This window comes from Duganella fentianensis, assembly GCF_009857835.1.
Classification (GTDB): domain Bacteria; phylum Pseudomonadota; class Gammaproteobacteria; order Burkholderiales; family Burkholderiaceae_D; genus Rugamonas; species Rugamonas fentianensis.
Genome location: NZ_WWCL01000001.1, coordinates 759,126 through 771,441, shown reverse-complemented (window position 1 = coordinate 771,441; position 12,316 = coordinate 759,126). Strand labels below are relative to the sequence as shown.

The window sequence follows — 12,316 nt, the reverse complement described above, 5'->3', positions numbered from 1 at the left end:
GCCGACCATCCCGTAGATTTTGGCATTTATCCATTTAAAATCAATAACTTGGAATTTTTACAAAAAATTCCATTCTAAAAAATAGTAGTCAAACTACACAAATCAGGAGAAATACAGTGAGCGATCACGGTAACGGGCCTATGCCCCGACAGATTCCCTACATCATTGCCAACGAAGGTTGCGAGCGTTTCAGCTTCTATGGCATGCGCAACATCCTCACGCCTTTCCTGCTCAGTACTTTGCTGCTGTTCATCCCACTGGGCGACCGGCCGGCCGAAGCCAAGCACGTGTTCCACACCTTTGTGATCGGGGTGTATTTCTTCCCCCTGCTGGGCGGCTGGCTGGCCGACCGTTTCTTCGGCAAATACAACACGGTGTTCTGGTTCAGCCTGATCTACGTAGCCGGCCACGCCTGTCTCGCCATCTTCGAAGACAACCTGAACGGCTTCTATCTGGGGCTGGGCCTGATCGCCTTCGGCTCGGGCGGCATCAAGCCGCTGGTGGTGGCCTTCGTGGGCGACCAGTTCGACCAGACCAACAAGAACCGCGCCAAGCTGGTGTTCGACGCCTTTTACTGGATCATCAACTTCGGCTCCTTCTTCGCCTCGCTGCTGATGCCCGTGTTTCTGCGCGACTACGGCCCTGCCGTGGCCTTCGGCATCCCCGGCCTGCTGATGGCGATTGCCACCTTCGTATTCTGGCTGGGCAAGCGCAAATACGTGCACGTGCCGCCGGCCAAACCGGATCCGAACGCCTTCAGCAGCGTGGCCCGCACTGCCCTGCTGGCCAAACGCGACGGTCAGGGCCGCCCCGGCCTGATGGTGGCCGGCGCCGGCGCCCTCGGTGCGCTAGCCTCGCTGGCCATGACGCCGCAATGGGGTTTCGTGATTGCAGCCTGCACGGCGCTGGTGCTGCTACTGGCCTTTGGCGGCGTCGGCGTCTCGCTGCAACTCGAGCGTGCGCGCGGCCTGCACACGGATGAAGCGGTAGAAGGCGTGCGTGCCGTACTGCGCATCCTGATCGTGTTTGCCATGATTACCCCGTTCTGGTCGCTGTTCGACCAGAAAGCCTCGACCTGGATCGTGCAGGCCAACACCATGGATAGCCCGCTGCTGTCGCTGTTCGGCTGGGAATTTACCCTGCTGCCGGCGCAGATGCAGGCGGTCAATCCCATCCTGGTGATGCTGCTTATCCCCTTCAACAACATCGCCCTGTTCCCGCTGATGCGCGCGATCGGCATCACGCCTACACCGCTACGCCGCATGGGCATGGGCATCGCCCTGTCGGCACTGGCCTGGGTGGTGGTGGGCCTGCTGCAATTGCAGCTCGATGGCGGCGACAAAGTTTCCATCCTGTGGCAGCTGCTGCCCTATGCCCTGCTGACGCTGGGCGAAGTGCTGGTCTCGGCTACCGGTCTGGAATTTGCGTATAGCCAGGCACCGGCCACCATGAAGGGCATCATTCTCAGCTTCTGGTATCTCGCCGTTACCGTCGGCAACCTTTGGGTGCTTATTGTCAATTCCGGCGTAAAGAACCCGGCCGTCAGCGCCCACATTGCCAGCAGCGGCATGAGTCCCATCGCTTTCCAGATGTTCTTCTTCGCCGCCTTCGCATTGCTGGTGGCTGCGCTGTTTGCGCTGTATGCAATGCGCTACACCATGGTCGACAATTATCGAAAGGAAACTATCAATTAAATAGTTTTACTATTCATTGTTGCTGCAGGGGCGCAAAATAAGGGAGTTACCTATTTCGCGAGCCCTGCATGAAGAAAGTCATCAGCCAGTTTTTATCCCTTCCCCTCTGGCGTCCCGGCGCCCGTCTGATGCGCATCCTGCGTCTGCCGGGCAAATTTCTGCTGATTAGCGTCAGCTTCCTGATTCCCCTGATCTGGCTGTTCTACAGCTACAACTCGGCCGCACGGCAGGATCTGCGTGTGGCCGGGCGCGAGCGGCTGGGCGTGCGTGTCATGTCGCCGCTGCTGCAGGCCCGCGAAGCCGCCATCAGCTGGCGCCTGCAGGCGCGCAGCGCAGCCGATGGCGAGCCCGCACCGGAACTGGCCACGGCACGGGGTGCGTTCGATAGCGCTTTCCAGAAACTCGACAGCGTGGAAGCCGAATCGGCCGATGCGCTGGGCACCAAAGCCGATATGGTGAATGTGCGCGAAGCCTATCGCGTCGCGCAGGGCAATTTCGGTTCGGGCGAGGAAGCTGCCCAGAAGCTGCGCGCACTCGATCTGGCGCTGGTAAGGCTGGCCGAAAGCACACTGGATAATTCCGACCTGTCGCTCGACCCGGCACTGGAAAGCTACCACCTGATGAGCGCCGCCCTGCTGCACGCGCCGCAGGTGATCGATCGTCTGTCGGAACTGCGCACGCTGGGCCGCAGCAGCCTCAAGGCCGGCAGCATCACGCCGCAGCAGAGCAGCCAGATCCAGCGTCTGATGGCCATCATCGAACACGAGCAGCGTCAGGCCAAACAGGACCGCGCCATCGTCGCCGCTGCCAGGCCGCAGTATGCCAGCGCCCAGCGCGGTGAAAGCGAAGCGGCCCTGAATGGGCTGGCGACGCTGGTACGCAGCAGCTTCCCCTATGGCCAGAGCGAAGTAGCGGGCGACCGCAATGCTTACGGTGCACAGGTCAATAGCGCCATCAAACTGCAGTTCGAAGATATCGCCGCCAATCTGGGCGTGCTCGATGCCATGCTGGCCGAACGCGAGTCCGGCTTGCGCACGGCACTGTATGCCACCCTGACGCTGTGCCTGATCGCCATCCTGCTGTCGGCCTATCTGTTCGTCGGCTTCTACAATTCCATGCAGAGCGGCTTCAAGAAGCTGCGACGCGAGCTGATCGCCATTTCCATGGGCGATCTGCGCTCCGACATCCGCCCTACCGGCAACGATGAACTGTCCGGCATGCTGCGCGAGCTGACCAATATGCAGAAGGCTTTGCGCGATACCGTGACAGAAGTGCAGCAAGCCAGCGATCTGGTGGTGTCGTCCAGTATCGATATCGCCGAAGGCACGCGCAATCTGTCCAGCCGCACGGAAGCCGCCGCTTCCGCGCTGGAGCAATCCTCGGCAGCGCTGGAGCAGACGGTCTCCACCGTGCAGATGACGGCCGACTCGGTACGGCAGGCCTCGGCCATCTCGATCGAAAACGCTGCCGCGGCCACCCGTGGCGGCGAAGTGATGCACAACGTGGTGCAGACCATGGAAGGCATCGAAGCATCGTCCAAAAAGATCAGCGAAATTATCAGCGTCATCGACGGCATCGCCTTCCAGACCAATATTCTGGCGCTCAATGCGGCGGTGGAAGCTGCCCGTGCCGGTGAACAGGGGCGCGGCTTTGCCGTGGTAGCCACCGAAGTGCGTGCGCTGGCTGGCCGCAGCGCGGAAGCCGCGCGCGAAATCAAGGCGCTGATTACCCAGAGCTCGCAGGAAGTGCGGGCCGGTACCGACGTGGTACGCCAGGCCGGCCAGACCATTACGGAAATCGTCGCCAATGCGGCGCAGATCAAGCTGCTGCTCGACGACGTGGCCAATGGTGCGCGCGAGCAGAGTCTGGGCATAGGCCAGATCGGCGAAGCCGTGGCTGAGCTGGACCGCAACACCCAGGCCAACGCCCAGCTGGTGGACGAAACCGCTGCCTCGGCCGGCACCCAGCGCGATGTGGCCATCCATCTGGCGGCACAGGTCGATGAATTCCGCCTGCCCGGCAAGGCTTCCGGCAAGCTGGTGGAAGGAGTGGATGTGGACAGCATCATCGATGCGCACCGCCAGTGGAAAGTCAAACTGCGCGACGCCATCGAACACGGCGACCAGATCGACGTCAAGACGCTGGAGCGCGACGACTGCTGCGCACTGGGCAAATGGATCTATGGCGAAGGCCAGCGCCTGGGCGGCCGCCCCAGCTTTGTTACGCTGATCGACAAACATGCACGCTTCCACCGCATTGCCGGACAGGTGGGCGAGCTGATCAACAAGGGCGACTACCTGCGCGCTGAACAGGCACTGAGCCACGGCACGCCATTTTCCAAAGCCACCACGGAAGTGGTGGAAGTGCTGTCCGGCGCAAAACGCCTCGGTTTCGAGTAAAAAACTGCCACAAAGTATCAAAACTACAGATTTTGGATTACCATAACCGGCAAATTCCACTGTATTGCAGTTAATTTTGTAACTGCACTACGAAAAATCTAAAGTTTCGGAGACTAGTATGGCAGCTCATCCCCGTGCCGCGTGGCGTTACGCGGCTGGCCTCACTCTGGGCAGCGCCATAGCGCTGCCCTGTCTGGGTGCCAGTCCCGCCCCCACGCTGGCCGCCTGCGACGGCCCCTACGCCACCACGCTGCGGGCCGCCCCCGCCACCGACGCACGCGCCTACTGGCTGGACCGCCAGACCATCCTATGGCCCGGCGCCAGCGCCAGCGATGGCGTATTCAAACTGTATTACGCCAGCACGCCGGCGATCAGCGCCAGCAAAGGTGCGGCCGTACGCGGTGCCGAAACTGTGCTGACACTCAGCCCGGCAAGCACAGCACTACCCGATGCGCTGGCGCAGCGCTTCCGCTTTGTCGCCAGGGGCGCGCAGCTGCAGCTGGCCGCGGCCGACAGCGCGCGCCTGCCACAACTGCTGACAGGCCAGCTGATGCTGGTACTGGAGGGCGCCGATGGCAGAGTACGCGACGCGACCAGCCTGCAGATCGCCGGCGCGCTGGACGACCTGTATGCCTCGGCCGCCGAAGTGGCCGATCTGGGTGTCAGCATCGCCGGCAATGCCGCCGTCAGCTTCAGGCTGTGGGCCCCCACGGCCCAGCAGGTGGCCGTCTGCACTTACGCCAGCGGCACGGCAGCCGCCAGCAGCATCCAGCCCATGCAGCGCGACAGCGCCAGCGGCATCTGGTCGCTGCAGAGCAGCGCCGCGCAGGACGGCCAGTACTACCGCTACCTGGTCGATGTGATCGCACCGTCGGCGGGGCTGGTGCGCAATCTGGTCACCGACCCCTATTCCGTCAGCCTGACCACCGATTCGCGCCGCAGCTATATCGCCGACCTGAACGCGCCCCGCCTCAAGCCGGCCGGCTGGGATCGCGAGCACCGCCCCAAACGGGTCTACTTCCAGCCCGACATGACGGTGTACGAACTGCATGTGCGCGACTTTTCCATCAACGATGCCAGCGTCAGCGCCGCCAGGCGCGGCAAATATGCGGCCTTCACGGAAAGCACCAGCAACGGCATGCAGCATCTGGCCGCACTGGCGCAGGCCGGCATGACGGACATCCATCTGCTGCCCGTGTTCGATATCGGCAGCGTGCCGGAACAGGGCTGCATCACGCCACAGATTCCGGCCGGACTGGCGCCCGACAATACGGAAACGCAGGCCAACATCGCCCGCGGCCAGGCCAGCGACTGCTACAACTGGGGCTACGACCCGTATCACTACAGCGCACCGGAAGGCAGTTTCGCCAGCGATCCGGCCAACGGCGCCACCCGCATCATCGAATTCCGCCAGATGGTGCAGGCGCTGCACAAGGCCGGCCTGCGGGTCGGCATGGACGTGGTGTACAACCACACTTTCATCGCCGGCCAGAATGAAAAATCGGTACTGGACCGCATCGTGCCCGGCTACTACCACCGCCTGAACGGAACTGGTGCAGTCGAACGTTCCACCTGCTGCGACAACACGGCGACAGAAAACCGCATGATGGGCAAGCTGATGATCGATTCCGTTGCGCTGTGGGCGCAGCAGTACCACATCGATTCCTTCCGCTTCGACCTGATGGGACACCAGCCGCGCGCTGCCATGGAGCAGCTACAGCTCAAGGCCGACCGTGCTGCGGGCCGCCATATCAACCTGATCGGCGAAGGCTGGAATTTCGGCGAAGTGGCCGATGGTGCGCGCTTCGTGCAGGCTTCCCAGCTCTCGCTCAATGGCAGCGGCATCGGCACCTTCAGCGACCGTGCGCGCGATGCCGTGCGCGGTGGCGGCGCCGGCGATAGCGGCCTGCAGATGATCAGCCAGCAGGGCTATATCAATGGTCTGGTGTACGACAACAATGCGCAGGCCGGCAAGCGCAGCATGACCGATCTGCTGCAGACGGCCGATATGGTGCGCGTGGGTCTGGCCGGTTCCATCCGCAGCTACCCCATGCGGCGCTACGACGACAGCATCCAGCCGCTGCAGAACATCGTCTACGGCGGCAACCAGCCGGCCGGCTACGCCAGCGAACCGGGAGAAGTGGTGAACTATGTAGAGAACCACGATAACCAGACGCTGTACGACATCAATGCCTTCAAGCTGCCCACTGCCACCAGCAGCGCCGAGCGCGCACGCGTACAGATGCTGGGGGCCGCCATCAACGCCTTCAGCCAGGGCGTAGCCTACTTCCATGCCGGCTTCGATATCCTGCGTTCCAAATCACTGGACCGTAACAGCTTCGAATCGGGCGACTGGTTCAACCGGCTGGACTGGAGCTATCAGGACAACTACTACGGCGTCGGCGCACCGCGTGCGGAAGACAATGGCAAGGACTACGACCTGATTCTGCCGCTGCTGCGCAATAGCGCCATCAAGCCAACGCCCAAGGACATCGCCTTTGCACGCGATGCCTTCCGCGACCTGCTACGCATCCGCTCCAGCAGCACCCTGTTCCGCCTGCGCAGTGCGGCCGAGATCCGCCAGCGCCTGAGCTTCTACAACACCGGCAGCCAGCAGGTGCCGACGGTACTGGTGGGCCACCTCGAAGGCGCCGGCTATGCCGGTGCGCAGTTCAGGTCCATCACCTACCTGATCAACGTCGATACGCAGGTGCAGAAACTCACCATCAGCGAAGAAAAGAACCGCCATTACCAGCTGCATCCGGTCCACACCGACATGGCCGCAGCGGACAAACGCGTGGCCTCGGAAGCCAGATTCGACGCCAGCACGGGTTCCTTTGTAATTCCGCCACGAAGTGCCGTGGTATTCGTAGAAACGTACTAAAAAATCATGCTATCTTTCCGGCTCCCTATGGATCCGGAAAGAGATCGTGATGAGACACCACTACGCAGCAGCCCTGTTCCTGTCAGTGTTACTTTGCGCCTGCGGTGGCGGCGACTACGTGCCGCCTTCCAACCATGCACCCGTCGCCAGTGCCGGTCCGGCGCAGGTAGTGGCTGTGGGGACGTCGGTGAAACTGAATGGCACGGCAAGCGATGCCGACCAGGATCTGGTGTCCTACCTGTGGACCCTGTCCAAGCCGGCCAATAGCGTGGCCTATCTGCTCAACTCCAAAGTCGCCTCGCCGACCTTCAATCCCGACGTGCCAGGCGTGTATGTGGCGACACTGATCGTCAATGACGGCAAGCTCGATAGCCTGCCGTCCACCGTGATGATCACGGCCCAGTAAGCGTAGCAGCAAGTACCGCAGTCCGCGCCTCAGTCCTGCCCTATCAGCAGCACGGCATTGCGCGTGCCGAAGTTGACCTGACCGTGACGGACCACGGCCGTCTTGCCGCTGTAGTAGTCGCGCACTCTGGCACCGTCGGCGAACACGCCATGCAGCGCAATGCTGGTGCTACGGTCAGTCGGCAGATCGAGCGCTATCACCACCTTATCCTGTAGCGCCCCTTTGCTGTACGTACGTTTGAAGACGTAGGGCTGCGCCTGCAACTGCTGGTGCACGCCGGCGCCCACGGCGACGTGTGCCTGCCGGAACAGGCCCAGTTTGGCCCAGTGCGCGCGCACTTCCGCCACGCGGTAGCCATCACGCTGGGCGTTCTGTTTCAGCTCATCCCAGTTCATGAAGGAGCGCAGCTTGGCATCGCCCACGGCTTCGGCCACATCGAGCCGGCGTGCCGTCTCGTCGCCGTAGTAGATCTGCGCTGCGCCCGGTGCCAGCAGCAGCTTGTTGGCCGTCTCGAAGGGGCGCCGGCGCGCCGCATCATAGGGGCGGTCGAAATCGTGCGAGGCCAGATAGTTGAGCACAGAATAGCCCTGCAGCGCGCCGCCATGCAGCATGGCCGAGTAGCGGCTGAACATGCTCTCGTAATCCTGCCCGGCATCGTCCACGGTGCCGAAATTGATCAGGCTATCGAAACCGTTCTGGTAGTAGTTGGCAATCTGGCCGCCACCGAGATCATGCAGCTGGCCATCCGCCAGCCGGTAGTTATACACTTCGGCCGTCATGTAGAAGCGGTCGTCCGACAGCTTCTTGGCGGGGTTGGCGCGCTTCCAGTCTTCAAAGGCGGCATCGGCCACGGCGCGCAACTCCCTCCACACAGGCGCTTCTACATGTTTCACCGTATCGGCACGGAAGCCATCCACGCCGTATTTACGCACCCAGTCGCTATGCCATTTCATCAGGTAGTAGCGTGGTGCACGGGGATAACCGGTGCGGGCGAAGAACTGGTCCAGCTCGCGCTGCTCGCGCTCGAGCCGCCCTTCGCGCTGCCACTTGGCCACCAGCGCAGGCGGCAGCGCTACCGGCGTATCGCTTTCCGTGCGCAGGTCGGGCAGATTCTCCACCAGCGTGCAGCTGATGGTACTGGCCGCATCCTTGTAAGTGCAGGCCGGCCCCGTGCGCACCCATTCGTCCGGCCATACGGGATCCGCTTCCGTCACCGGCCCCGTGTGGTTCATCACCACATCGAGCAGCACGCGGATACCGCGCTGGTGGGCCGCTTCCACCAGCTCGCGGAAATCCTGCTCCGTACCCAGATTGGCATCGATGGCCGTGAAGTCCGCGGCCCAGTAGCCGTGGAAGCCGTAGGACTTGCCCGTGCCTTCATCAGTACCGGCATGGATCTGCTCCACGGGTGGCGTCAGCCAGATGGCGTTCACGCCCAGACTGGTGAAATAGCCGGCGCGGATTTTCGCAGTGATACCGGCCAGATCGCCGCCCATGAAACCGCGCAGCGGCGCTGCATCGGCCTTGCGGCCATAGGCCAGATCGTTGGCGTGGTTAGCGTTGTTGAAACGGTCCGTCAGCAGGAAATAGACTGTCGCGTTGTCCCACGAGAATGGCCGGACTGCTGCCGCCGGTGCTGCTTGCGGCGCCGCCGTAGCAATGGTGCTGCTACCCAGTGCCAGAGCCAGTGTGAATGCGAGAGGGGTCAATTTCATGCTGTCGTCCTGTAGTGAGTTTAGGTGATAACGCTAGGGCGCGCACGGCCGGTCCAGCCGCTGATACCGGCCACCTGTTCGGCGATCAGTATCAATGCGGACAGGGCCTGCTGCGTGAGCAGATGGTTGTAGGTCGGGTCGGCCTCGTAGCGCTCCAGATAGACGCGCAGCGTGGCCCCTTCCGTGCCCGTGCCGGACAGGCGGAACACGATGCGCGAACCGTCCGTCATGACGATGCGCACTCCCTGCCCTGTCGAGATGGAGCCATCGACGGGATCGGTGTAGGCAAAATCGTCGGCATAATCGACCACGTAGTTGCCGAGGTCCTGCCCAGCCAGCGACGGTAGTTTGATGCGCAGTGACGCCATCAGCTCGCTGGCGGCGTGGGCATCGATGGCCTCGTAATCATGGCGCGAATAGTAGTTGCGGCCGAAACGGGCCCAGTGTTCATCCACCAGCTGCTGCACCGGTTTACCCGTGGCGGCCAGCAGGTTAAGCCAGAACAGCACCGCCCACAGTCCATCTTTTTCCCGGATATGGCTGGAGCCCGTGCCGTAGCTCTCTTCTCCGCACAGGGTAGCCTTGCCGGCATCGAGCAGGTTGCCGAAGAACTTCCAGCCGGTGGGGGTTTCGTAGCAAGGTATGCCCAGCGCATCAGCCACCCGGTCGGCCGCCCGCGAAGTGGGCATGGAGCGGGCGATGCCGGCCAGTCCCTGACGGTAGCCCGGTGCCAGCGTAGCATTTGCCGCCAGCACGGCCAGACTGTCGGACGGGGTCAGCTCGAAACGGCGGCCGACGATCATATTGCGGTCGCCATCGCCATCCGACGCAGCACCAAAATCAGGCGCGTCATCGTCCGCCATGATGGCGATCAGCTGCGCCGCGTTGACGGGATTCGGGTCGGGATGGTGGCCGCCGAAATCTTCCAGCGGCACGGCATTGATCACCGTGCCGGCCGGTGCACCCAGCTGCCCTTCCAGTATGGCCAGCGCATACGGCCCGGAGACGGCATGCATGCCGTCGAAGCACATGCGGAAGCCGCCGGCAAACAGGGCACGCATGGCGTCGAAGTCGAACAGCTGCTGCATCAGCTCCGCGTAATCGGCCACGGGGTCGATCACCTGCACCACCATCTGCTCCAGCTGGTAGCTGGCGGGCTGGCTCAGGTCTATCTCGTCCGCATCGCTGATGCGGTAGCTGCTGATGGCGGTGGTGCGCTGGTAGATCGCCTCGGTCACACTCTCGGGCGCGGGGCCGCCATTGGCAATGTTGTACTTGATGCCGAAGTCGCCATCGGCGCCGCCCGGATTATGGCTGGCCGACAGCACGATGCCGCCCATGGCGCCATGCTTGCGGATCACGCAGCTGACGGCCGGCGTGGACAGGATGCCGCCCTGTCCCACCAGCACGCGGGCATAGCCATGTGCTGCGGCCATGCGCAAGATGGTCTGCACGGCCACGCGGTTGTGGTAACGGCCATCGCCGCCCAGCACCAGCGTCTGGCCGCTGCAATCGCCGAGCGTATCGAACACGCTCTGGACAAAATTTTCGAGGTAGCCGGGCTGCTGGAAAACCGTGACTTTTTTCCGCAGGCCGGAAGTGCCGGGCCGCTGGCCCGCGAATGGAAGAGTAGATCGGACTTGTATGCTCATGTTCGCTCCGCGCATGGGTAGGGCAGATTTCAGGCACTTTGCACGCCGTCTGCGCTGGCCACGGATGGCCAGAACAGCGACACGAAAGTGATCATACGAACAATATTACCTCACTGGCCCACGGGTTCTGCGTTATCACGCACAATCAGGGTCAACACACCGGCCACGATCATGCACACACCGCCCAGCATCACGGTCTGCACGGTGTGACCTGCGAACAGGTGCTTGGTGACGAAACCCAGCAGCAGGCCGCTGACGATCTGCGGAATCACGATGAAGAAATTGAACACGCCCATGTAGTAGCCCATGCGTTTGGCCGGCAGGGCACCGGCCAGAATCGCATACGGCATGGTCAGAATGCTGGCCCACGCTATGCCCACGCCTATCATCGGCACATACAGCAGGTTGACATCGTGGATGGCATATAGGCTGAACAGGCTGACGCCACCGATGACCAGGCAGCTCATGTGAACGAATTTACGGCTGGTGTAGCGCGCGAAGACAGGCAGGATGAACGCCGCCAGTGCCGACACCCCGCTATACACGGCGAACATCACGCCGACACGGTTGCCGGCTTCCTGATAGGCCGCAGACTGGGCATCCACCGTGCCGAACACGTTTTCGCCTATGGCCGAAGTGGTATAGATCCACATCGCGAACAGGGCAATCCAGGTAAAGAACTGCACTGCCGCCAGCTGCAGCATGGTCGCCGGCATACGGGTAAAGCCACCCATGATTTCACGCAGGGCGAAAGCCATGCCCTTGGTGCGGCGCTGCTCGGCGCGGAAAGCTTCCAGATCGTCAGGCGGGGTTTCTTTCGCCGTCAGCACAGTCCACAGCACGGCCAGCATGTAGATCGCACCACCGCTGTAGAAGGAGTAGCGCACGGTGTCAGGAATCGCGCCGTTGACGGGCACATTGCTCACCTTCAGGTAGTCGGCAAAGATGGTCGGCAGCAGCGACGCGATCACGGCGCCCCAGCCGATGAAGAAGGTCTGCATGGCGAAACCGGCAGTCTGCTGCGATGGTCCCAGCTTGTCGCCGACAAAGGCACGGAACGGTTCCATCGACACGTTGATGGCGCCATCCATCAGCCACAGCACGGCCACGGCCATCCACAGCGCGCTGGAATTCGGCATCAGGAACAAGGCAATGGACGCCAGCAAGGCACCGATGAAGAAGAACGGACGGCGGCGGCCCCAGGTCGGGTGCCAGGTGTTGTCGCTCAAATAGCCGATGATGGGCTGCACCAGCAGCCCCGTGACGGGAGCGGCCAGCCAGAACAGGGAAAGGTCGTCGGGATTCGCACCGAGGGTGGAAAAGATGCGGCTGGTGTTGGCATTTTGCAGCGCAAAGCCGAACTGGATGCCGAAGAAGCCGAAGCTCATATTCCATAACTGCCAGAACGACAGTATGGGCTTACTGGTGGAAGTGTGCATGCGGCGTGTCCCCGACTATTTTGAGATTTGTAGCAAAATAACACGGCACCTGATGTGTGTCAAATGATAGAACCCAAGGTAAAATACAGGAAAACAGCCAGCTGCACGGTGAAAACCCCTGCCTAAA

Annotated in this window: 7 protein-coding genes; 4 read left to right on the top strand and 3 right to left on the bottom strand. The window is 62.2% G+C overall.

Annotation, left to right across the window (positions count from 1 at the left end):
• Nucleotides 1–140 precede the first annotated feature (140 nt).
• From GTP23_RS03295 to GTP23_RS03280, 4 genes are all read left to right on the top strand, one after another.
• Nucleotides 141–1,694, top strand: a complete 1,554-nt coding sequence (locus tag GTP23_RS03295; RefSeq protein ID WP_161033846.1) for a POT-type proton-dependent oligopeptide transporter — start codon at nt 141–143, stop codon at nt 1,692–1,694.
• A gap of 68 nt (nt 1,695–1,762) precedes the next feature.
• Nucleotides 1,763–4,093, top strand: coding sequence for a methyl-accepting chemotaxis protein (locus GTP23_RS03290; RefSeq protein WP_161033845.1), 2,331 nt, complete (start codon nt 1,763–1,765; stop codon nt 4,091–4,093).
• 118 nt (nt 4,094–4,211) lie between these two features.
• Nucleotides 4,212–6,977: a pullulanase-type alpha-1,6-glucosidase gene (gene pulA, locus GTP23_RS03285; protein WP_161033844.1), complete on the top strand. Its 2,766-nt coding sequence runs from the start codon at nt 4,212–4,214 to the stop codon at nt 6,975–6,977.
• A gap of 49 nt (nt 6,978–7,026) precedes the next feature.
• Nucleotides 7,027–7,383: a PKD domain-containing protein gene (locus GTP23_RS03280; RefSeq protein WP_161033843.1), complete on the top strand. Its 357-nt coding sequence runs from the start codon at nt 7,027–7,029 to the stop codon at nt 7,381–7,383.
• A 29-nt stretch (nt 7,384–7,412) separates the two neighbouring features.
• Here the strand turns inward: GTP23_RS03280 and GTP23_RS03275 are convergent, their stop codons facing one another.
• From GTP23_RS03275 to GTP23_RS03265, 3 genes are all read right to left on the bottom strand, one after another.
• Nucleotides 7,413–9,098, bottom strand: a complete 1,686-nt coding sequence (locus GTP23_RS03275; protein ID WP_161033842.1) for an alpha-amylase family glycosyl hydrolase — start codon at nt 9,096–9,098, stop codon at nt 7,413–7,415.
• A gap of 20 nt (nt 9,099–9,118) precedes the next feature.
• The gene (locus GTP23_RS03270) at nt 9,119–10,750 is read right to left on the bottom strand and encodes an alpha-D-glucose phosphate-specific phosphoglucomutase (protein ID WP_161033841.1); all 1,632 of its coding nucleotides are present in this window, start codon (nt 10,748–10,750) and stop codon (nt 9,119–9,121) included.
• A 110-nt stretch (nt 10,751–10,860) separates the two neighbouring features.
• Nucleotides 10,861–12,189 (bottom strand): MFS transporter, encoded by a 1,329-nt coding sequence (locus GTP23_RS03265; protein WP_161033840.1) that lies wholly within the window; start codon nt 12,187–12,189, stop codon nt 10,861–10,863.
• Between the last annotated feature and the right edge of the window lie 127 nt (nt 12,190–12,316).

Excerpts from the sequence above, each read along its gene's own strand:
- pulA (WP_161033844.1), top strand. The coding sequence starts at position 4,212 with ATGGCAGCTCATCCCCGTGCCGCGTGGCGTTACGCGGCTGGCCTCACT.
- GTP23_RS03270 (WP_161033841.1), bottom strand. The coding sequence starts at position 10,750 with ATGAGCATACAAGTCCGATCTACTCTTCCATTCGCGGGCCAGCGGCCC.
- GTP23_RS03265 (WP_161033840.1), bottom strand. The coding sequence starts at position 12,189 with ATGCACACTTCCACCAGTAAGCCCATACTGTCGTTCTGGCAGTTATGG.
- GTP23_RS03290 (WP_161033845.1), top strand. The coding sequence starts at position 1,763 with ATGAAGAAAGTCATCAGCCAGTTTTTATCCCTTCCCCTCTGGCGTCCC.
- GTP23_RS03280 (WP_161033843.1), top strand. The coding sequence starts at position 7,027 with ATGAGACACCACTACGCAGCAGCCCTGTTCCTGTCAGTGTTACTTTGC.
- GTP23_RS03275 (WP_161033842.1), bottom strand. The coding sequence starts at position 9,098 with ATGAAATTGACCCCTCTCGCATTCACACTGGCTCTGGCACTGGGTAGC.
- GTP23_RS03295 (WP_161033846.1), top strand. The coding sequence starts at position 141 with ATGCCCCGACAGATTCCCTACATCATTGCCAACGAAGGTTGCGAGCGT.